The sequence below is a fragment of the Allofournierella massiliensis genome (assembly GCF_964241245.1).
GTDB classification, from domain to species: Bacteria; Bacillota; Clostridia; order Oscillospirales; family Ruminococcaceae; genus Allofournierella; species Allofournierella massiliensis.
Window position 1 is genome coordinate 65,528 of sequence record NZ_CAXSWZ010000005.1, and the last position, 21,211, is coordinate 86,738.

Here is a 21,211-nt window from a genome sequence, read left to right on the forward strand (position 1 = left end):
CGGGCCTGCCTGGTCCGCCCGCGTTTGGGGTTACTCAGTTTCTTCCAGCGAAAAATCCACCCGGCCAAGGGCCACATCCGCCCGGTCCACCCGGACGTGTACCCGGTCGCCCAGGCTCCACTGGCGGCCGCTCACCGGGTCCTTCATGCGCATGGACTCGATCAGCTGGGGCTCGCCCTTGCAGATACTCTCTGCGTGAACCAGACCCTCCACGGTGTTTTCCAGCTCCACATAGATGCCCTGCGGCGCCACACCGCAGACCACGCCCTCGAACACCTCGCCCAGATGGTCGTGCATGTATTCCGCCTTGTAGCAGGCTTCGGTGGAGCGTTCCAGCTGCATAGCCGCCACCTCACAGGTGCTGGACTGGGCGCTGGCCTCCCGGGCGAACCAGGCATAGCGCCGGTTCAGCTCCTCCAGGCTGGTGCCGCCCAGCCAGTCGCTGAGAATGCGATGGATGGCCAGGTCCGGATACCGGCGGATGGGGCTGGTAAAGTGGGCATAGTCCTCCAGCGCCAGGCCGTAATGGCCCTTGGGCTCCGGCTCATAGCAGGCCTTTGCCATGGCGCGCAGCACACCGGTGTGTACCACCGGCTGCAGATCGGTGCCCCGGGTGGAATCCAGCAGAGCAGCCAGCTCCTTCTGGGTGGGCGCTTCGCCGGCGAAATGATCCGGCAGGCCGCAAATCCGCAGCATACCCGCCAGCCGCTCCACCCGCTCCGGGTTCGGAGCCTCGTGCACCCGGTACACAAAGGGCAGCTGATTGCGACGGGCCAGCTGGGCCGCGCACTGGTTGGCCAGCAGCATGAACTCCTCGATCATGCACTCGGTCACCCCGCGGCTGCGCCGCTGGATGCCCACGCAGCGGCCGTCCTCGTCCAGCTGCAGCTTGGCTTCCTCAGTCTCCAACTCGATGCCGCCCCGCTCACTGCGCAGCTTTGCCCGCTGCTCATAGAGCTTTTGCATCAGGGGCAGCTGGGGCCACACCTCGCTGTATTTTTCCGCCAGCTTCGGGGTTTCGTCCCCGGCCAGCAGCTGGTTCAATTCGCTGTAAACGCCCTTGACCCGGCTGCGGATCACGGTCTTTTCAAACCGGAAGTCCCGCAGCTCGCCCGCTTCGGTCAGCTGCATGATGCAGGAAAAGGCCAGCCGGTCCTCACCGGGGTTCAGGCTGCACAGCCCGTTGGAGAGCTGACGGGGCAGCATGGGGATCACACTGTCCGCGTAATAGATGGAGGTTCCCCGGCGCATGGCCTCCTTGTTCAGCTCGCTGCCCGGCTTCACATAGTGGCTCACATCCGCAATGTGCACCCCCAGCTCCCAGCCGTTTTCCACCGCCATCAGCGAGATGGCGTCGTCGATGTCCTTGGTGGAGGCCGCATCGATGGTGAAAATAGGCCAGCTGCGCAGATCGGTGCGCTTTTTCAGGTCCGAGGGCTGGATGCCCTCCAGCTTGCGGGCCTCGGCCTTTACCTTCTCGGGGAAGTGCCGGTCCACACCGGCGGCGTACAGCAGAGCCTTGGCACAGTTCTTTGCCGCCTGAGCGCTGCCGAAACGCAGGGCCACGCCCACCCGGTGATCCTCGTAATCCTCGCCGCGGCTCAGCAGCTCCACCGCCGCCTTGTCGCCGTCCGACGCGCCGCCCGCGGCGCTCTTTTTCACCGCCAGGCGCACAAAGGGGCATTCATCCGGCAGAAAATACAGCCGCTCCTTTTCCCGCACGATGGTGCCCACAAAGTTTTTGCGGGGCTGCACCACCGCCAGAATCTCTCCCTCCCGGGAACCGGGCACCTTGGGCTTGTCAAACAGCTTCACCAGCACCCGGTCGCCGGGCAGTGCACCGCACAGTGCCCGCCCAGGGATAAAGATATCGCCCTTCTGATCGTTTTCCGGCGCGGCAAAGCCGAAGCTGGGCCCCAGCTTCACCAGCACGCACTCCAGCGTACCCTCGGCCTTGGTGTCTCTGGCCAGAAAATACGCGCCGCTCTTCTGGCGGATCTTGCCTTTTTTCTGCAGTTCTTCCACCGTCTGCTGCACCTTTTTGTCGTTGCCCAGCTTGTCCTTCAGCTCCTTGAGCCGCCTGGGCTTTTTCTCCAGTTCCCGCAGGATCTTGGATCGGATGGACATGACATTTCCCTCCCTCTCTGGGCCCCGCACCCCTCGCGCAGGGCCATGTACAGACAAAAAGGGCCCGCACAGTGCGGACCCTCTTTTGCTTGTTAGTTCATGCTCATAACGCTCAGAACGCTGACCGCAATCATGACAACAAAGAAAACGATGCCCACGATCTTGGTGTACTTGGCGAGCTTCACGTCCTTGGCACGGGTACGGCCGGCTTCCATCATGCCGCCCTCGCCGGCGATGGCGCCGGACAGGCCGCGGCCCTTGGACTCCTGGGACAGGGTCAAAAATACGATCACGATGGCGGCCAGAATCAGCACGACACCGCTGATGATCTCGATGATACTCATAGTGTAAACGCTCCTCCGCTTTTTATACGCGCTAATATGCAAGTATGATGATACCACACAGCCCCGCAAAATGCAAGGGCAACGCCGCACAATTCACAGCAAACACCAGGGCATCGCCCGGAATCATGCGGTGCTGCCCAAGGGTTCGGTCCGTTTTTTTACTGACCCAGCTGCAGCTGCTCGGCCACATCCTCTTCCCGCACCAGCGCGCCTGCGGCAGGCAGGCTGCGCACCCGGTAACGGTGGGGGTTGGTCAGCTCCAGTTCACCGGCAGGCTTGACCCACTCGATGTGCTGGTTCTTTTTCAGGGTGATCACCGCCACGCCCGCGGTGTCGCGGGTCTGCTTTTCGGCAATCTGGGTGGTGTGGGACAGCAGCATGCGGCCGCCGCTGGTGCGCACAGCCAGCTCGGTCTCCTCGGGCAGCTGCACCATGCAGGCCAGCTGCTCCTTGTCGCTGTAAGCCTTGAGCAGCTTTTTCCGGTTCTGTTTGGTGGCGTAGCTGTTCATGGCGATCTTGGCAAACTTGCCGTTGGCGTAGGCAAACAGCATGTAGCCGCTGTAATCCAGCGTGACCGCCATATACACCGGCTGCTCGCCCTCGTCCATGCCAAGGCTTGCCGCCACAAATTCGCCCATTACGCTGGCTTTGGTGTCGGCAAAATCTGCCGCCCGGCACTTGTACACCTGCCGCTGGTCGGTGAAGAACAGCAGCCAGGCGTCGTTGCGGGTCTCGATCTGCTGCACCACCTCGTCGCCTTCCTTGAGTTTCTGCTCGCCGCTCATGCGCAGCGACTGGGGCGTGATCTTCTTGAAGTAGCCCTCCCGGGTGAAGAACACGGTAACCGGATAATCCGGCAGGCTCTCCTCCTCGGCGGCAGAATCTGCGGTCTCCACGTCGTACAGAATCGTGCAGCGGCGGGGCTGGCCGTATTTTTTTGCCACCGCGTTCAGCTCTTCGATGATGATCCGTCGGATCTTGGCCTCGGATTTGAGGATCTCCTCCAGGCGGGCAATCTCCGCCTCCAGATCCGCAATCTCCTGGGTGCGCTTGAGGATGTATTCCCGGTTCAGGTGGCGCAGCTTGATCTCCGCCACATATTCCGCCTGGGTCTCGTCGATGCCGAAGCCGATCATCAGGTTGGGCACCACCTCAGCGTCCTCCTCGGTCTCGCGCACGATGCGGATGGCCTTGTCGATGTCCAGCAGGATGGCCTCCAGGCCCTTCAAAAGGTGCAGACGCTTCTGCTTGCCCTGCAGATCGTGGTAGGTGCGGCGGCGCACGCATTCCACCCGAAAGGCCACCCACTCGTTCAGAATCTGCCGTACGCCCAGCACGCGGGGCTGGCCGCCGATGAGCAGGTTAAAGTTGCAGGCAAAGCTGTCCTCCAGCGGAGTGGTGCGGAACAGTTTCTGCATCAGCTTGTCCGGGTCCTGACCACGTTTCAGGTCAATGGTCAGCTTCAGACCGTTCAGATCGGTCTCATCGCGCATGTCGCTGATTTCCTTGATCTTGCCGGTCTTGACCAGCTCGGCGATCTTGTCCATCACCGCCTCCACCGTAGTGGTGGGAGGGATACGGGTGATCTCCAGCATGTTGCCGTCCTTTTCATAACGGTACTGGGCGCGCACCCGCACGCTGCCGCGGCCGGTCTCGTAGATCTTGCGCAGCTCGGCCTCGTTGTAAAGAATCTCACCGCCGCCCACAAAGTCCGGCGCAGGCAGGGTGGTGAGCAGGTCGTGGTCCGGGTGGCGCATCAAAGCCACGGTGGTTTCGCACAGCTCCGCCAGATTGAAGGAACAGATGTTGGAGGCCATGCCCACAGCAATACCCAGCGTATTGTTGGCCAGAATGGTGGGGAAGGTCACCGGCAGCAGGGTCGGCTCGGTGGTGGTGCCGTCGTAATTGGGCACAAAATCCACGGTATCCTTGTCGATGTCCCGGAACAGTTCCTCACACACTGCTTCCAGCTTGGCCTCGGTGTAACGGCTGGCGGCGTAGGCCATGTCCCGGCTGTATGCCTTGCCAAAGTTTCCCTTGGAATCCACAAAAGGCACCAGCAGGCTTTCGTTGCCCCGGCCCATACGCACCATGGTTTCATAAATGGCCGCGTCGCCGTGGGGGTTCAGGTGCATGGTGCTGCCCACGATGTTAGCGCTCTTGGTGCGCGCACCCTTTAAAAGGCCCATGCCGTACATGGTATACAGCAGCTTGCGATGAGCGGGCTTGAAGCCGTCGATCTCCGGCAATGCGCGGGAGACGATCACGCTCATGGCATAGGGCATGTAGTTCTTTTCCAGCGTTTCGGTGATGGGACTCTGAATCACAACGCCCGCGTCCAGAATCTCCACGTTATCGCCCAGCTGAGGCCGGGCAGGGGTGGCTCGTTTGGTCTGTTTTTTTGCCATAACTCTTCTCTCCTCCCCTTACGAAAGATCCAGATCGTCCAGATATTCCACACCGTGCTGGGCAATGTGCTCCTTACGGCCGGCCAGGTTGTCGCCCAGCAGCAGATCGAACACGGCGGCGGTGTGCTCCACATCCTCCGGGTTCACCTTGATCAGACGGCGGCTTTCCGGGTTCATGGTGGTGAGCCACATCATCTCCGGGTCGTTCTCACCAAGGCCCTTGGAACGCTGGATGGTGTACTTCTCCTTGCCGATGCGGGAAAGGATGTTCGCCTTTTCCGGCTCGGTGTAGGCAAAGTAGGTCTTGTTTTTGGTGTTGATCTCGTACAGGGGGCTTTCGGCAATGTACACATAGCCCTCGTTGATCAGGGTGGGAGTGAGCCGGTAGAGCATGGTCAGAATCAGGGTGCGGATCTGGTAACCGTCCACGTCGGCATCGGTACAGATGACCACCTTGTTCCAGCGCAGATTTTCCAGGTTGAAGGTGGCCAGGTCCTTTTTGGCCTTGCCGCCCAACTCCACGCCACAGCCCAGCACCTTGATCAGGTCAGTGATAACATCGGATTTGAAGATGCGGTCATAGTCCGCCTTCAGGCAGTTCAGAATCTTGCCGCGCACCGGCATAATGCCCTGGAACTCGGAGTCTCGGCTGGTCTTGACCGCGCCCATGGCGGAATCACCCTCCACGATGTACAGCTCGCGGCGGCTCACGTCCTTGGTGCGGCAGTCCACGAACTTCTGCACCCGGTTGGCGATGTCGATCTGGCTGGTCATCGTCTTTTTGATGCTCTGACGGGTCTTTTCCGCGTGCTCGCGGCTCTGCTTGTTGATGAGCACCTGCTGGCAGATTTTCTGGGCCTCTTCCGGATTCTCCAGGAAGTAAACCTCCAGATTGTGCTTCAGGAACTCGGTCATGGCCTGGGCCACGAACTTGTTGGTGATGGCCTTCTTGGTCTGGTTCTCATAGCTGGTGCGGGTGGAGAAGGTGCTGGACACATACACCAGGCAGTCCTGTACATCGGCAAAGGTGATCTTGCTTTCGTTCTTCTTGTACAGGCCCTTGGTCTTTAAGAAGTTGTCGATCTGGTTCACGAAGGCGGTACGCACCGCACGATCCGGACTGCCGCCGTGCTCCAGCCAGCTGGAGTTGTGGTAGTATTCCAGCATCTGCACCTTGTTGGAAAAGCAGAAGGCGGCGCTCATCTTCACCCGGTAGTCCGGCTGGTCCTCCCGATCCCGACCAGTGGCAGTGGACTCGCAGTAACGGGTGGGAGTGATGTAGTCCAGACCCACCGTCTCGTTCACATAGTCCTCAATGCCCTTTTCGTAGCGGAATTCGGTGGTCTGCTTTTCCGGTCCGGTCTGATCCACGAAGATCAGGTCAAGACCCGCGTTGACCACCGCCTGCCGCTTCATGGTATCGGTGAAATATTCGGTGGGCACGTTTACATCGGTGAACACCTGAGTGTCCGGCTTCCAGCGGATGACACTGCCGGTGCGGCGGCCCTTAAAGGGCTCCTTGATCATCTCGCCGGCGGGTTCACCCTGCTTGAAATCCAGATGATAGTGGAAGCCGTCCCGGAAAATATCGGCGGTCATCCATTCGCTGGCATACTGGGTGGCACACAGGCCCAGGCCGTTCAGACCCAGAGAATACTCGTAGTTATCCTCACCGGCGGAGTATTTGCCGCCGGCATACATCTCGCAGAACACCAGCTCCCAGTTATAGCGCTGCTCCTTGGGGTTATAGTCCACCGGGATACCCCGGCCAAAGTCCTCCACCTGAATGCTTCCGTCCGCAAAGCGGGTGAGCAGGATCTTTTCGCCGTAGCCTTCGCGGGCCTCGTCGATGGAGTTGGAAAGGATCTCGAAGATGGAATGGGCACAGCCCTCCACGCCGTCCGAGCCAAAGATAACGGCAGGGCGTTTGCGCACCCGATCCGCGCCCTTCAGGCTGGAAATACTGTCGTTGCCATATTCCTGTTTTTTGGCCAACCTGTTCTACCTCCTGTTGGTTTTGGGGGCGCCTGGCCCCCGTAGTCCCCGTCTGTCTGTGCCGGGGGCAGGCCCTCGCGCACCGGGGATTTTCTCACATTCTTGATTGCATACCATATTATTTAACCACGCTCCGGCGGAAAATGTCAAGGAGCGCACCGTGCGCCAAACCGCATTGCCGGGCCTTTTGCGGGCAGGCGGGCGGCGGTTTTCCCGGCCTCTGCCCCTGCCCTTGCGGGAAAAAGGCGGGCATGATATAGTTAGGGCAGAGCATATTTCTCCTTCCATTTTTGCTGTGAAAGGATGTTTTCCCATGACGATCCCCGAATGGATGACCCGCCGCAAAAAGCCTCTTCTCGCCGTCGGCGCTGTGCTGGCTGCGCTGCTGCTGGCCCTTTATTTCCGGGCGCTCTTCCACCCCGGCTACTGGTACGACGGAATCTTTCTGGCCCGGCAACAGGCAGGGGTGTTTTCCGGGCAGGACTATCGAGCCGCCTGTACTTTGCAGATGGAACGGCGCGAAAGCGAGGCTGCACTTTCCTTCACACTGAACGGCGAGACCCGCAACTACCGGATTCTTTTGGGCTCAGATGGCTTTTCCACCCAGATCTACGAAAACGGCACGCTGGCGTTTTCCGGGCAGGCCAGCCCCATGGGGGACTGGCACCTGCTGACCGATGAAGCGGGCAATTTTAACATGGATGATATTGCACAGATTCATGTGGGCCCGCAAGAGCCGCCCCCGGAATTTCCCAGCTACGGTCAGCTCTACACCTGGGCGGTATCGGACCGATGCGACACCTTCGGCTCCCCCATTTTCCTGCTGCCTCTTCTGCTGCTGGCCGCCTGCCTTGCGGTGGACATCCGCTTCCCCAACTTCTTCTTCCTGATGCGCCACGGCCTGGAAGTGGACGGCGGCGAGCCCAGCGACTGGTACCGTGCCGGCCAGAAGTTTGGCCGGGTGGTTCTGGTGCTGGCCATGCTGTACTGCGTGGGAGCCAGCCTGTTCATGCACTGAACCGGTTCCACAGCGAAAGAAAGACCTTCCGCCCTGCGTGTTGCAATGCGGAAGGTCTTTTGTTTTTAAATTGATTCAGCGTGCCGATCAGGCCAGCAGGAAACCGATCAGGGCCACGATGGCGCACAGCACAGCGGTGATGGGTGGGGCCCAGCGGATGATCTTTTCCGCAATCACGTCCCGGGGGTCCATCTCCCCGTCGTAGTCATCGTAATCCTCGTAGTCCTCTTCGTAGCCGCCCTCGTCCTCATAGGCATCCTGTTCGTGGAAGCCCAGGCGGGAGGCGGCGTAGCGGGCATGGCCCCGGTCATCGGCCAGAGTCATATCCGCATCATCCTCCTCATCGGGATGCAGTGGGGGCACATCGTAGCTGGGATCCGGCTGGCTGCGCAGCGGGGGCACCGCCCGGGTGGGCTCCTCCGGGCGAACCGGGGGCACCATGCGGGTGGGCTGTTGGTCTGCCGCGGGCTGCTGGGCGGTCTGCGCCGCCTGCAGCATGCTGGACAGGGTATTCTGCAACAGAATCCGGTCGGAGCCACACTCGCTGCACCACACACCGCTTTCCTCACGGGGATGGAAGGCGCCGCAGGCGCAGTACCAGCCCTGATCCAGCACCTGGGGCACAAACTGCAGCCCCTCCTTGCCGGTGCGCTCGCTCAGCTTTTTGGCCAGATCCTCCGGCAACTTTTTGGGCGCGGGCAGCCGGGTACGCACAAAACCAGTCAGATCCTGCGCGGTACCGTCGGCCATATAGGCCTCGATCAGATCCACTTCCACACTGCCTACCGGAGCCTGGCTGATGTAAACCGCATCATCCGAACCGAACACCTGACCGCCAGCCGCGTTCAGGCCCTGATATTCAAAGCGATCCTGGCAGACTACGGTGCCGGTGCGATCCTTGCACTTGAACTCCACCAGCAGGCCGGTGACCGGCTGGCTGGAAATATTTTTGAAGGACAGACAGACCGCGATGTCGCCGCTCTGGTCGCCCTTCAGCAGCTCCACCTTCACAAACTGGATGGGGCTGCCCTTGGTGTAATAGTTTGCACGGGATTGGGCCAAAAGGTCGAAATTCTCTTCCATAAGAGCGTCACTCCTTTTCTGTTACACAGAGCCTTCGGGCTTGCTGCCCTCGTCCGGCTGTTCCGGCATGGGCTCCACCGGCTCGGCGGTTTCTGCCATTTCCGCGGGCTGAGCGGGCTCTGCAGCCTGTGCGGGCTCAGCGGGCTGGGCAGGTTCAGCAGGCACTGCGGGCTGGGCGGGCTGCTCTGCCTCCGGCAGGGTGCCGCCCTCCATCAGGGTCTTGAACTCCTCGCCGGACAGCTTCTCCCGCTTGATCAGCTCGGCGGCCACCACATGCAGCTTATCCATGTTGTCGCTGAGGATGCGGCGGGCTCGTTCATACGCTTCGTCCACAATGTCGCGGATTTCGCTGTCGATCTCGGCGGCGATGGAATCGGAATAGCCTTTGCCCTGGCTGAAATCACGGCCCAGGAAGGTTTCCTCCGGGTCGGAACCGTAGACCACAGGGCCCAGCCGCTCGGAGAAGCCGTAGCGGGTGACCATGCTGCGGGCGGTCTGGGTGGCGCGCTCCAGGTCGTTGGAAGCACCAGTGGAGATATCCTCCAGCACCAGACTCTCGGCCACACGGCCGCCCAGCAGGCTCACAATGCGCTCCTGCATGGCGGTCTTGGTCACATAGCTGGCGTCCTTATCGGGCAGGTACATGGTGTAACCGCCCGCCTGGCCGCGGGGAATGATGCTGATCTGATGCACCGGGTCGTTGGTGGGGCAGAACCAGCTGGTGATGGCATGGCCCGCCTCGTGGTATGCGGTGAGCTTTTTCTCTTTTTCGGTAACCACACGGCTCTTCTTCTCGGGGCCGGCCACCACCTTGATGGAGGCTTCCTCGATTTCCTTCTCCGTGATGGCCTTTTTGCCCCGGCGTGCGGCCAGCAGCGCGGCCTCGTTCACCAGGTTCTCCAGATCCGCACCGGCGAAACCGGCAGTGGACTGGGCAATGGTTTTCAGGTTCACATCGGGAGCCAGCGGCTTTTTGCGGGTGTGAACCTTCAGGATTTCCTCACGGCCCTTCACGTCCGGCAGGCCCACATAGACCTGACGGTCGAACCGGCCGGGGCGCAGCAGTGCGTGGTCCAGAATGTCGGCACGGTTGGTGGCCGCGATTACGATCACGCCCTCGTTTGCGCCGAAGCCGTCCATCTCCACCAGCATCTGGTTCAGGGTCTGTTCGCGTTCATCGTGACCGCCGCCCAGACCGGTGCCGCGCTGGCGGCCCACCGCGTCGATCTCATCGATGAAGATGATACTGGGCGCGGTCTTTTTCGCCTTGTCGAACAGATCACGCACACGGGAAGCACCCACGCCCACATACATCTCCACGAAATCGGAACCGGAGATGGAGTAGAAGGGCACGCCCGCCTCACCGGCGCAGGCACGGGCCAGCAGGGTTTTACCGGTACCCGGAGGGCCCACCAGCAGCACGCCGTGGGGGATGCGGGCACCCAGACTGTTGAACTGACTGGGATTCTTGAGGAACTGCACAATCTCTTCCAGCTCGGCCTTTTCCTCGTCCGCGCCGGCCACATCGGCAAAGGTGGTCTTACGCTTGTCATCGTTCTGGTCCTTCACCTTGGCGCGGCCCACATTCATGATGTTGCCGCCCTGGTTGCCCTTGAACATCACATAGAAAATGAAGATCATGCTGCCCACCATGACCACCATCATCATGATGTCCCACACGGGCACGCTGCTCTTCACAGGGGTGTAATCCTGATACATGGGTGCATCGGGATGGGCCTCATTGTAGGCCTGAACGTAAGGCTGCACCTCTTCATAAAAGATGCTGAAATAGGGCACGCGGTATTCCACCTGCCAGATGCCCTCACCGCTGGGCAGCTGATCCACAGTTTCCTTGGCATCGGTGGTGCTCTGGCTCTGGCTGCGGATCAGATCAAACATACCGCCCTGGGTCAGCTGGCCTCGGCCTGCAGGCTGCTTGCCGGTATCCACCGCGTTAGAAGGCAGCTCCACGTTGCCCTCCACCAGCGCCAGCTTGATGTCGCCGGTGTTCAGGTCCATCTCGAAACCGACCACCTGCTGGGACTGGAAGTAGCTGAGCACCCGGGAGTAGCTCATGGTAGTGGTGGAGGTGTTCATCAGGCTCCACAGATTCAGGGCCAACACGCTCAGCGCCAGCAGCACGACGATGATCATGCCGTTGAATTTTGGTTTACGCTGCAAAGACTTCATCTCCTATTCCGCACGGGGGCCCGGCCGCGTTTCGGCCGTTGCTTCGCGCCCCCGTGCGCATGTTATTTGGTGTATACTTCGGGCTTCAGAATGCCCACATAGGGCAGGTTGCGGTACTGCTCGTCGTAGTCCAGGCCATAGCCCACCACGAACTCGTCCGGCACCTCGTAGCCCACATAGTCCGCCTGCAGATCCACCTTGCGGCGGCTGGGCTTATCCAGCAGGGTGGCAATACGGATGCTGGCAGGGTTGCGGCCCTGCAGGAGCCCCTTCAGATAACTCAGGGTCATGCCGGAATCCAGAATGTCCTCCACAATCAGGATATCCTTGCCGGACAGATCCTGATCCAGATCCTTCACGATCTTCACCACGCCGCTGGTCTTTACGCCGCTGCCATAGGAGGAAACCACCATAAAGTCGATGGCGCAGGGCAGATCGATGCAGCGCATCAGGTCGGCCAGATAGACCACGGCGCCCTTCAGCACGGTGACCAGCAGCAGGTTCTTGCCCTGATAATCTTTGGTGATCTGGGCGCCCATCTCGGCGCACTTGGCTTTCAGCTGTTCTTCGGTGAGTAATACCTGCAGGATATCGTTGCTCTGACTCATTGTTTGTTCACTGCTCCTTGTTGGTTGGTTCCAACGGACGGATCACCAGGATACGGCTGGTGGCAGCTGTGGGGGCATACCCCTGGGCCACACCACCGCCCCACAGCCAGATCACCTGGCTGCCCTGGGCCAGAAGGGGCGCCAGCGCACGCTGTACGCCGGGAATTCCCGCCTCGTTGAAGTATTTTTTCAGGCTCTTGCTACCGCTGCGCCCCGCCGGATGGAACCGGTCGCCCGGCTGGCGGGTACGCAGAGACAAACTACTCCTTATTCTATCATAATCCACACAATTGGTTAAGCCCTTTTTCCGGCCCGCGGCAAATTTTTTGATTTGTTCACATTCTTCGCCCTCGGCCAGCTCCAGCCGCAGCCGATAGCCGCCGGGCAGGCGGTATTCCCCCGGCCTGGCGAGTCGGGGCGGATCCGGCTGCTCTTCGGTGCTCTGTGCCCAGCGCAGAACGCCGGCACACCGCTCGATCCGCACACCGCCAGCCAGCTGAGCCGCCCGGCTGCGGCCTTCGAGCAGAGCCTCCAGCTTGGGCAGATCCGCCTGACGCAGCGGGGCTTTTTCTTCCACCAGACAGCGCAGCGCCTCGGCCCGAAGCACCGGGTCCGCCTCCAGCAGGATCTTTGCGCTCCAGCCGTCGCCGCAGCGGGCCGTTTGCAGCAAGTGTTCCCCCTCACGGCGAAAATATTGCAGCCAGCCCTGAGCTCTGCTGCAATATTCCCCCAGTGCCCGCTGGGCTTCCGGGTTGATCTGCTCCAGCTGGGGCAGCACCTGATGGCGAATTCGATTGCGGGAATACGCACTGTCTGCGTTGGTCTCGTCCAGCACAAAGGGAGTGCCGGTGGCCCGGCAATAATCCTCGGTTGCATTTCGTGGCAGCTCCAGCAGCGGCCGGATATAGGGCTCCCGCACCGGCGGAATACCCGCCGCGCCAGCCAGCCCGGTTCCCCGGGCCAGCCGGAACAGTAGCGTTTCCGCCTGGTCGGTAAGGGTGTGGGCGGTGGCGATCTTCACCGCCGGATCTTTTTTTGCCAGCTGCTCAAAAAACGCATAGCGCAGCTGCCTTGCCCACTCCTCGCTGCGTCGTTCGGTCTGCCGGCCGGCATGATGGCAATGCAGCAACACGCCTTCTTTTGTACAAAATTCAGCCACAAAGGTCTCGTCGTTCTCTGCCGCGTCCCGCAGGCCGTGATTCACATGGGCCGCTTCCAATGTGATGCCCAGCTCCCGGCCCCGGCGCAGAAAAAAGCGCAGCAGGGCCATGGAATCCGCCCCGCCGGACACCGCCGCGATCACCCGGTCGCCGGGCTGAAGCATGTTCCGGCTGCGGATGCTCTCCAGCACCTGCTCCTCAAAGGCGGCGGCGCTCATCGGCTCATCCCGCATGGTTGTAATCCACGTTCACGAAACGGGTGTGTGCGCCATCCCAGCCCAGATCCACCTTGCCGGTCTCACCGTGACGGTTCTTGGCAATGATGCACTCGGCGGTGCTGGAATCGCTCTCCTCCAGGCTTTCGCCGCTCATGGAGGTGTAGTAGCCCTCGCGGTACAAAAACAGTACAATGTCGGCGTCCTGCTCGATGGAACCGGAGTCACGCAGGTCGGACAGCTGGGGCCGGTGGTCGGACCGGCCGCTGCTCTTTTCCGCCGCACGGGACAGCTGAGACAAAGCGATGACCGGCACATTCAGCTCCTTGGCCATGATTTTCAGATTTCGGGTAATATCACTGATTTCCTGCACACGGTTTTCGGTGCGCTTGCCGCTGGTCATCAGCTGTAAGTAGTCGATAACCACCAGTCCGATGGGGGTCTTTTCCGGGTCCTGATTGATCTTGCGGATCTTGGCCTTCACCTCCGGAATGGTGATGCCGGAGGTATCGTCCATGAAGATGGGCACATCGTGCAGCACGTCCATGGCGTGGGCCAGATCGTCCCAGTCGTTGCCGCTGAGCGCACCGGAACGGAAGGAGTGGCTGTCCACGCCGGCCTCGGCGGAGAGGATACGGTTGGTCAGCTGCTCCTTGCTCATTTCCAGGCTGAAGATGGCCACAGGGATATGGCTCTTTTTGGCCACGTTGGTGGCGATGTTCAGCGCAAAGCTGGTCTTGCCCATACCGGGGCGGGCGGCCAGAATGATCAGGTCGGACCGGCCCAGACCGGTGAGGATGGAATCCAGATAGGTAAAGCCGGTGGGAATACCGGCGTATTTGTCCTTGTTGGGGCCCGCGATCTTCTGCAGGGTGGCCATGGTCTCCAGAAACGCGTCGGACAGCTTGGTCAGCTCCTCCCGCTTCTGGTTGGAGCGGATGTCGGTCAGTCGCTGCTCCACACTCTCCAGCAGTATATCCGCGTCCGGCTGGGCGCTGGACTGCTTGAGGATGTTCTGGGCCAGCTGCATCACCTGACGGGTGAGGTATTTCTCCTCCACAATGCGGGCGTAGGCGCCGAAGTTGCTGATGGAGGGCACCACCTCGCCCAGACGGGCAATGTAGACCTTGGCGGCCTCCATGCTCTCGAACACGCCGGTGGAGGCCACCGCGTCGATCAGGGTCACCGCGTCCAGCTGCTCGGTGCCGGAATACAGCTCCACCATCTGGCTGAAGATCTCGGCGTTCTGGCGGGAATAGAACATTTCCGGCTTGAGGGTATTGATCAGCGCGGGCATCACCCGTTCGCTGTCCAGCAGAGCGGCGCCCAGCACCGACTGCTCCGCTTCCATATTATACGGCTCGGCCAGATTCATGCTGTCCAGTTCAAAATTTGTATCCTGCATCAGGCATCGTTCCCTTTCGCTACGGTTGGTTTTTCAGTCAGCGTCGCTCCACATGGAATGGAGTGCATCCTGCTTTGCTGTTTTCAGCAAGCAGCGCCCAGCGGGCGCGGCCTTCGGGGCCATTCTTCCCCATGACCGCCCCACTGGGCGCAGCGGTTCCGCTTTTTACTGCTCCTCAACCTTCACCTTGAAGGTGCTGGTCACGCCGGGGTGCAGCTTCACAGTGGCGTTGGTGGTGCCGAACTCCTTGATGTCCCGCTCCAGTTCCACCTTGCGCTTGTCGATCTCGGTGCCCACCATCTGGCTCAGGTGCTGGGCCACCTCCTTGGAGGTGATCTTGCCGAACAGGCGGCCGCCGTTGCCCTTGCTCTTGATCACAACGGTCTTGTCCTTGATGGTGGCGGCCAGCTGCTGGGCAGCAGCCAGGGCCTCGGCAGCATGATGCTCCTTGGCTTCGTTCTTGGTGCGCACCAGATTCAGTGCGGTGGCGTCCGCCTCGGCGGCCAGGCCGCGAGGGAACAGGAAGTTGCGGGCGTAGCCGTCCGACACTTCGTGGATTTCATCCTTTTTGCCGATGTTCTTCACATCCTGCTTCAGAATAACCTTCATTGGTATCTCTCTCCTTATGTGCGCGGCACCCGCTTGCAGGCGCCGCGTATTTTGGCCGGCCGCGGGGCCGGGTTTATCGTTTCTTGCCGGAGCGCCCCTCTTCCTCGGCCTGCTCCTGCCGGTAGCGGGCAATGGCCTGACGGATGCGCTTTTCGGCTTCGTCGATGGTGGTATCCTTCATCTGGGCACCGGCCATGGTCAGATGACCGCCGCCGCCCAGCTGCTCCATGATGACCTGCACGTTCACGGCGCCCATGCTGCGGGCGGAGATGTTTACCCCATTGCCCTGCTGCACGGCCACAAAGCTGGCTCCCACCCCCTGGATGGTGAGCAGATCGTTGGCCGCCTGAGGCACCGCAACCGCCATGTCCGGCGGAAGCTCGCCGGATACCGACACCGCACAGCCCATATAAATATCGGCGTTTTCCACCAGATTGGACTTGGCGGTGTATTCCTGCAGGCTGGAGTTAAACAGCAGCTTCACCCGCTCGGTCATGGCGCCCATACGGCGCAGATAAGCCGCCGCCTCAAAGGTGCGCACGCCGGTGTGAATGCCGAAGTTGCGGGTATCCAGCATGATGCCGGCCAGCAGCGCCTCGGCTTCCAGCGCGGTGGGGCGGGCATTTTCCGCCTCCACATACTGCAAAAGCTCGCTCACCAGCTCACAGGTGGAGGAAGCATAGGGCTCGTGGAAGAACAGCACCGCGTTGTCGATGTGTCCCACGGCCTTGCGGTGGTGGTCGATCACCGCCACCTGGCGGCATTTGCGATACACATCGCCGCTTTCCAGCAGGCCCTTGATGTGGGTGTCCACCACCAGCAGCAGGGTATTGTCGGTCATGCCGTCCAGCGCCACTTCCGGCGAGATGAAGTCCTCGCCCAGGCCCGCGGCCTGGAATTCGTCCAGCACGCTCTGGGCCAGTGTGGCATCCCGCCGCACCACGATGGCAGCCGGCGCGTCCAGCGCCTTGCAGATGCGCAGCACGCCGACGGCCGCGCCCACGCAGTCCAGATCGCTCATCCGGTGACCCATGATGAGCACACTGTCCGCCTGACGGATCAGGTCGCACAGGGCCTTGGCCACGATGCGGCTCTTTACCCGACTGCGCTTTTCCACACTGCGGGACACACCGCCGTAGAAGGCAAAGCCCTCGGGGGTTTTCACTGCCGCCTGATCGCCGCCCCGGCCAAGGGCCATGTCCAGCGACTGGCGGGCCATCTCCTCGCACTGGCGCAGGGTGTCGCCGCCCCGGCCTACGCCAATGGACAGCGTCACGTTCACTTCGCCTTCCAGCGCACGGATCTTATCCAGCACATCGAACTTAGCCGCCACCATTTCCTTCATGTGGCGCTCCTCCACCACCGCTATGTAGCGGGCGTTGCTCACCCGCTGCAAAAAGCCGGTGGTGCGGCCGATGTAGTTCTCCAGCACCCGGTTGATGCCTTCCAGCACCCGGGCCTTTTCCGAGTCCTTCAGCTCGGCCAGCTGTTCGGCGTAGGCGTCTATCTCGATGATCATATAGGCCGGGCGGGTGGCGTCGTATTCCGCCGCCCGCTGGCGCAGGTCGGTCTCGTCCACCAGATACAGCACCGTGAGTGCCTCGCGCCCGGAGGTGACCGACGCAAAAATATTGTATTTGCGGCCCTCGTGCTCCAGCACCTGGCCGGCGGGCTCGCTGCACTGGTGCAGATCCAGCCCGCAGAGCACCTTGCCCACCGGAGCAAGCAGACGATCCTCGTCTGCCAGAATGCGCTGGCGGAAGGCACTGTTGTACCACACAAGAGTCTTGCCGCTGAGCAGGGCCACCGGCAGCGCCGTGGCGCCCAGACTCAGCTGTACCTGGCTGTTTTCAAAGCTCTCGCACTGCAGCGCCCGGGCAAGACCCCGGCGCAGCCGCCCTGCAAGGAAAAACAGCACCAGAACCAGAACGGCCAGCAGCGGGATCAGCACCCACAGCAGCCGGGGTTCCAGCAGGCCCACCAGAACGGTGAGCAGCGTGCTCAAAACCAGAAGCCCGGCGGTGTAGACCTCCAGTGTGAAACGTGGTTTCAGATCCATGGCCCAACAGCCTCCTTTGCGTTTGGGGTCAGACCTCCATGAGGATGGGCAGGATCATGGGGCTGCGCTTGGTCTTGCGGTAGATATAAGAAGACAGTGTCTCCCGCACGCGGGTCTTTACGCTGTTCCAGTCGCGCACATTTTCTGCGGCGCACCGCTCGAAGCACTGGCTCACCAGCCGGCGGGCTTCGTCCATCAGCTGCTCGCTCTCGCGCACATACACAAAGCCGCGGGAAACCAGATCCGGCCCGGCCATTACCTGACCGGTGCGGGAGTTGACCGTGGCCACCACGATGACCAGACCGTCCTCGGACAGATGACGGCGGTCCCGCAGAACCACGTTGCCCACGTCGCCCACGCCCAGACCGTCCACCATTACGGCGCCGGCAGGCACCGGCTCACCGGTGGAAAGGCTGTCGGCCGAGAGGATGATGTCCTGCCCGATCTCGGCGATGTGGATGTTCTTGGGGGGAATGCCCAGCTTTTCGGCGGTGATTGCATGCTTTTTCAGCTGCTTGTACTCGCCGTGCACCGGCAGGAAGTATTTGGGCGCCGCCAGCGTGAGCATCAGCTTCTGCTCCTCCTGGCAGGCGTGGCCGGACACATGCACATCGTACATGGATTCGTAAATAACCTCCGCGCCCAGCAGTAACAGACCGTTCACCACCTTGGTGACCATCTTTTCATTGCCGGGGATGGGGGTGGCGGAGATGATGATGAAGTCGCCGGGGCCCACGCGCACATTCCGGTGGCTGGCGCTGGCCATGCGGGACAAAGCGCTCAGCGGCTCGCCCTGGCTGCCGGTGGTGATCAGCACGATCTGCTCCGGCGGGTACTTGTTGATCTGCTCCAGATCAATGAGCACGCCCTCCGGCGCATGCAGATAGCCCAGCTCCAGCGCCATCTGGGTGTTGTTGGCCATGCTCCGGCCGGACACCGCCACCTTGCGGCCGTTTTCCACCGCCAGATCAATGATCTGCTGTACACGGTAGATGTTGGAAGCAAAGGTTGCAATGATGATGCGCTGTTTGTCCGCCCGGCGGAACAGGTTGGCAAAGCTGTCGGCCACCTTGTGCTCGGTGGCGGTAAAGCCCGGCCGCTCGGCGTTGGTGGAATCGCTCAGCAGGGCCAGCACACCCTTTTTGCCGTATTCCGCAATGGTCACCAGATCGGTGGGCCCGGCGGACAGCGGGGTATAGTCAATCTTGAAGTCGCCGGTCTGAATGATCACGCCCGCCGGGCAGTCGATGGCCAGAGCCACCGCATCCGGGATGGAGTGGTTCACATGGATGGGCTCGATGGTAAAGCAGCCCAGCTTGAACTTGTGGCGGGGATGAATCTCCACCAGCTTGGTGCGGCCCAGCAGATTGTGCTCTTCCAGCTTGTTCTTGATCAGGCCGATGGTCAGCTTGGTGGCATAGATGGGCAGGTTCACCTGCTTGAGCAGGTAGGGCAGCGCGCCGATGTGGTCCTCATGGCCGTGGGTGATTACCACGCCCTTGATCTTATCCTTGTTCTGCACCACATAGGTGAAGTCCGGAATAACCAGGTCGATGCCGAACATGTCGCTGTCCGGAAAAACCAGGCCGCAGTCCACGATGAGCATGTCTCCCTGGCACTCATACAGGGTGATGTTTTTGCCCACTTCACCCAGACCGCCCAGAGGAATAATGTGCACCGGCACAGCCTCTTCCTGCTTATTGTGATTTTTGGCAGCAGGCTTGCGGCCCCGGGAATAGAAGGGGCGGCGGCGCTGAGCAGGCTGCTGCGTGCCGGCATTCTCGGCTTTGGGCGCGGCCGGCTTATGGGCAGCGCGCGGTTTTTTGGGCTCTTTTTCCTTCGTGTTTTTCTGTTGAGTCATAGATCTCCTCCGTAAAATTGCGTACGCCGGAAAAACCCGTTTCCCGTTACGATGCGAAAACGGCCGGGCGCACGATGGTTCAGTTTGAAATGCTTGTGGTGTTGGGCACGACAGGTCCATTTGTTCAATGCGACCGGGCCCCGGACGGATCACGCACACAGAGCGGCGGCGACGGGCCGCTGCTCGGCCAAGGTTGGCAAACTTCTCCAACCTAAAGTTAGTTTTATTATACCCTCTTTGTATGCTTTCTGTCAACAAAGCGGAGCAGGCAGGGCAAAATAATGCGGGCAGGGCTTTTCCGGGGCAATCCCGCACAATTCCAGGTGGTGGAGCGCGCCGGAAGCACCCGCTTTGAAATGTGCGGTGTTGCCCCAAGTATGGTCCGACCAATGCCCTCTTACACTTGCCGCCCGGGAGCAAAACCGGTATAATGGTGCCATTGGGCATTGACCGACTATTGGTTTCCAAACAAAGCCGTGCCCGGAACAGACAGCCCGCCTTCCCGCGGGCAGGAGGACAGCATGAAACAGATTGAAATCTTTACCGACGGTGCCTGCAGCGGTAACCCCGGCCCCGGCGGCTGGGGCGCAGTACTGCGCTATAAACAGTTTGAAAAGGAGCTTTCCGGCGGCGAGGCCGAAACCACCAACAACCGCATGGAGCTCACCGCCTTCATCCGGGCGCTGGAACAGCTGAAGGAGCCCTGTGAAATTACCCTGTGCAGCGATTCCAAATATGTGATTGACGGGCTGGAAAAGGGCTGGGCCAAGGGCTGGCGGGCCCGGGGCTGGAAAAAGAGCGACAAATCCCCCGCCCTCAACCCGGATCTGTGGGGTCGGCTGCTGGAGCTGTGTGAAGGGCATGTGATCCACTATAAATGGATCAAGGGCCATGCCGGTCACCCGGAGAACGAACGCTGCGACCGGCTGGCCGTGGAGCAGAGCAAGAAGTACGGCGGCCGCCAGACCTGACGGCTGCTTCCAACAAAAAGGAGCAACGAATTATGAGCGATCTTTTATTCCCCGGCAACGATTTTTCCACCTTTGAAAAGCAGGACAAGGTGCTGGTGGGCGTATCCGGCGGGGTGGACTCCGCGGTATGCGTGCACATCCTGCGGGAGCAGGGCTTTGCGGTAACCGGTGCGGTGATCCGCTTCTCCCCCGCCCACGACAAGGCGGTGGAGGAAGCCCGGAAGGCGGCCGCCGCTCTGGGCATTCCGCTGGAGGTCATCGAGGCAGGCGAGGAGTTCGAGCGCCAGGTGGTGGAGCCCTTCTGCCAGGCCTACTGCGCCGGACGCACCCCCAACCCCTGCGTGCTGTGCAACCCCACCGTAAAGTTCAAGCTGCTGGCCGCCCGGGCCGACGAGCTGGGCATCCCCTTCATCGCCACCGGCCACTACGCCCGTGTGGAGCAGACCGCCGCCGGCCAGTACCACATCGCCCAGCCCGCCAGCGTGGCCCGGGACCAGAGCTACATGCTCTACCGCCTGGGGCAGGATATTCTGGCCCGGCTGTGCCTGCCGCTGGGAGAGTTTGAGAAGGAGGACATCCGCCAGATTGCCCGCGATCTGGGCCTGCCCTGCGCCGACAGCCCGGACAGCATGGAAATCTGCTTCATTCCGGACGGCGACTACGCCGCCTTCATCCGGGGCCGGGGCCTTGCGGACAAGGCCGGCCGTTTCATCGCGCCGGACGGGCAGGATCTTGGCCCCCACAAGGGCGTAATGCACTACACCCTGGGCCAGCGCAAGGGTCTGGGCCTTGCACTGGGCAAGCCCGCCTTTGTGAAGGCCATTCGGGAGAACGGCGACGTGGAGCTGGGCTGGGCCGGTGAGGAATTCTTCTCCGGCATGACCCTGCGTGACGTATGCTGCGCCGCCGGGGGCGAATTGCCCGCCGGGGATTATCTGGTGAAGATCCGCAGCGCCTCCAAGCCCGTGTCCTGCCATTACGACGGCAAGGGCGCCGTGCGCTTTGAAGAGCCTGCCCGCGCCCCCGCTCCCGGTCAGAGCGCCGTATTCTACGGCGGCGGCCTGGTTCTGGGCGGCGGCTTCATCGACCAGATTCTGGAGTAATCTCCCCAGAGCAGACAACACAAACAAAAAGCAGCCCTCTGCCGGAACACCGTGC

Annotated in this window: 15 protein-coding genes; 3 read left to right on the plus strand and 12 right to left on the minus strand. The window is 61.3% G+C overall.

All coding sequences use genetic code 11. The features are described from left to right. Positions 1–30: 30 nt before the first annotated feature. The 4 genes from rnr to ACESYO_RS04250 form a co-directional block, all read right to left on the minus strand. Complete coding sequence (rnr, locus tag ACESYO_RS04235; RefSeq protein ID WP_276869839.1) at positions 31–2,127, minus strand: ribonuclease R; 2,097 nt, start codon at positions 2,125–2,127, stop codon at positions 31–33. 92 nt (positions 2,128–2,219) lie between these two features. Then, positions 2,220–2,471 carry a preprotein translocase subunit SecG gene (secG, locus tag ACESYO_RS04240; protein ID WP_058967158.1) on the minus strand — a complete coding sequence of 84 codons (252 nt, stop codon included), beginning with the start codon at positions 2,469–2,471 and terminating at the stop codon, positions 2,220–2,222. A gap of 158 nt (positions 2,472–2,629) precedes the next feature. After that, positions 2,630–4,879, minus strand: a complete 2,250-nt coding sequence (locus ACESYO_RS04245) for a DNA gyrase subunit A (RefSeq protein WP_373209412.1) — start codon at positions 4,877–4,879, stop codon at positions 2,630–2,632. A gap of 18 nt (positions 4,880–4,897) precedes the next feature. Then, positions 4,898–6,874 (minus strand): DNA gyrase/topoisomerase IV subunit B, encoded by a 1,977-nt coding sequence (locus tag ACESYO_RS04250; RefSeq protein WP_373209413.1) that lies wholly within the window; start codon positions 6,872–6,874, stop codon positions 4,898–4,900. Positions 6,875–7,187: 313 nt separating this feature from the next. On the opposite strand from ACESYO_RS04250, the gene ACESYO_RS04255 reads away from it, so the two are divergent. Then, the gene (locus tag ACESYO_RS04255) at positions 7,188–7,892 is read left to right on the plus strand and encodes a hypothetical protein (RefSeq protein ID WP_373209414.1); all 705 of its coding nucleotides are present in this window, start codon (positions 7,188–7,190) and stop codon (positions 7,890–7,892) included. An 87-nt stretch (positions 7,893–7,979) separates the two neighbouring features. Here the strand turns inward: ACESYO_RS04255 and ACESYO_RS04260 are convergent, their stop codons facing one another. The 8 genes from ACESYO_RS04260 to ACESYO_RS04295 all read right to left on the minus strand — a co-directional run bounded on the left by ACESYO_RS04260 (position 7,980) and on the right by ACESYO_RS04295 (position 19,082). After that, complete coding sequence (locus ACESYO_RS04260; RefSeq protein WP_373209415.1) at positions 7,980–8,975, minus strand: hypothetical protein; 996 nt, start codon at positions 8,973–8,975, stop codon at positions 7,980–7,982. Between the two features lie 21 nt (positions 8,976–8,996). Continuing rightward, positions 8,997–11,165 (minus strand): ATP-dependent zinc metalloprotease FtsH, encoded by a 2,169-nt coding sequence (gene ftsH / locus ACESYO_RS04265; protein WP_373209416.1) that lies wholly within the window; start codon positions 11,163–11,165, stop codon positions 8,997–8,999. 62 nt (positions 11,166–11,227) lie between these two features. Next, entirely contained in the window at positions 11,228–11,773 is a 546-nt protein-coding gene (gene hpt / locus ACESYO_RS04270) for a hypoxanthine phosphoribosyltransferase (RefSeq protein WP_058967164.1), read from the minus strand. A 7-nt stretch (positions 11,774–11,780) separates the two neighbouring features. Beyond that, entirely contained in the window at positions 11,781–13,166 is a 1,386-nt protein-coding gene (gene tilS, locus ACESYO_RS04275) for a tRNA lysidine(34) synthetase TilS (RefSeq protein WP_373209417.1), read from the minus strand. Beyond that, positions 13,156–14,553: a replicative DNA helicase gene (dnaB, locus tag ACESYO_RS04280; protein WP_373209418.1), complete on the minus strand. Its 1,398-nt coding sequence runs from the start codon at positions 14,551–14,553 to the stop codon at positions 13,156–13,158. The genes tilS and dnaB overlap by 11 nt, the downstream gene beginning before the upstream one ends. 165 nt (positions 14,554–14,718) lie before the next feature. After that, positions 14,719–15,162, minus strand: a complete 444-nt coding sequence (gene rplI / locus ACESYO_RS04285) for a 50S ribosomal protein L9 (RefSeq protein WP_058967166.1) — start codon at positions 15,160–15,162, stop codon at positions 14,719–14,721. Positions 15,163–15,235: 73 nt separating this feature from the next. Continuing rightward, on the minus strand, positions 15,236–17,221 hold the full coding sequence (locus ACESYO_RS04290; RefSeq protein ID WP_373209419.1) for a DHH family phosphoesterase: 1,986 nt from the start codon (positions 17,219–17,221) through the stop codon (positions 15,236–15,238). Between the two features lie 28 nt (positions 17,222–17,249). Continuing rightward, positions 17,250–19,082 carry a ribonuclease J gene (locus tag ACESYO_RS04295; RefSeq protein WP_373209420.1) on the minus strand — a complete coding sequence of 611 codons (1,833 nt, stop codon included), beginning with the start codon at positions 19,080–19,082 and terminating at the stop codon, positions 17,250–17,252. 521 nt (positions 19,083–19,603) lie between these two features. On the opposite strand from ACESYO_RS04295, the gene rnhA reads away from it, so the two are divergent. Further along, positions 19,604–20,053 carry a ribonuclease HI gene (gene rnhA / locus ACESYO_RS04300; protein WP_373209421.1) on the plus strand — a complete coding sequence of 150 codons (450 nt, stop codon included), beginning with the start codon at positions 19,604–19,606 and terminating at the stop codon, positions 20,051–20,053. Positions 20,054–20,085: 32 nt separating this feature from the next. Further along, the gene (mnmA, locus tag ACESYO_RS04305) at positions 20,086–21,156 is read left to right on the plus strand and encodes a tRNA 2-thiouridine(34) synthase MnmA (RefSeq protein ID WP_373209422.1); all 1,071 of its coding nucleotides are present in this window, start codon (positions 20,086–20,088) and stop codon (positions 21,154–21,156) included. The last annotated feature ends 55 nt before the right edge of the window (positions 21,157–21,211 follow it).

Excerpts from the sequence above, each read along its gene's own strand:
- ACESYO_RS04245 (WP_373209412.1), bottom strand. The coding sequence starts at position 4,879 with ATGGCAAAAAAACAGACCAAACGAGCCACCCCTGCCCGGCCTCAGCTG.
- hpt (WP_058967164.1), bottom strand. The coding sequence starts at position 11,773 with ATGAGTCAGAGCAACGATATCCTGCAGGTATTACTCACCGAAGAACAG.
- ACESYO_RS04290 (WP_373209419.1), bottom strand. The coding sequence starts at position 17,221 with ATGGATCTGAAACCACGTTTCACACTGGAGGTCTACACCGCCGGGCTT.
- ACESYO_RS04255 (WP_373209414.1), top strand. The coding sequence starts at position 7,188 with ATGACGATCCCCGAATGGATGACCCGCCGCAAAAAGCCTCTTCTCGCC.
- rplI (WP_058967166.1), bottom strand. The coding sequence starts at position 15,162 with ATGAAGGTTATTCTGAAGCAGGATGTGAAGAACATCGGCAAAAAGGAT.
- dnaB (WP_373209418.1), bottom strand. The coding sequence starts at position 14,553 with ATGCAGGATACAAATTTTGAACTGGACAGCATGAATCTGGCCGAGCCG.
- mnmA (WP_373209422.1), top strand. The coding sequence starts at position 20,086 with ATGAGCGATCTTTTATTCCCCGGCAACGATTTTTCCACCTTTGAAAAG.
- ACESYO_RS04260 (WP_373209415.1), bottom strand. The coding sequence starts at position 8,975 with ATGGAAGAGAATTTCGACCTTTTGGCCCAATCCCGTGCAAACTATTAC.
- tilS (WP_373209417.1), bottom strand. The coding sequence starts at position 13,166 with ATGCGGGATGAGCCGATGAGCGCCGCCGCCTTTGAGGAGCAGGTGCTG.
- rnr (WP_276869839.1), bottom strand. The coding sequence starts at position 2,127 with ATGTCCATCCGATCCAAGATCCTGCGGGAACTGGAGAAAAAGCCCAGG.
- rnhA (WP_373209421.1), top strand. The coding sequence starts at position 19,604 with ATGAAACAGATTGAAATCTTTACCGACGGTGCCTGCAGCGGTAACCCC.
- secG (WP_058967158.1), bottom strand. The coding sequence starts at position 2,471 with ATGAGTATCATCGAGATCATCAGCGGTGTCGTGCTGATTCTGGCCGCC.
- ftsH (WP_373209416.1), bottom strand. The coding sequence starts at position 11,165 with ATGAAGTCTTTGCAGCGTAAACCAAAATTCAACGGCATGATCATCGTC.
- ACESYO_RS04295 (WP_373209420.1), bottom strand. The coding sequence starts at position 19,082 with ATGACTCAACAGAAAAACACGAAGGAAAAAGAGCCCAAAAAACCGCGC.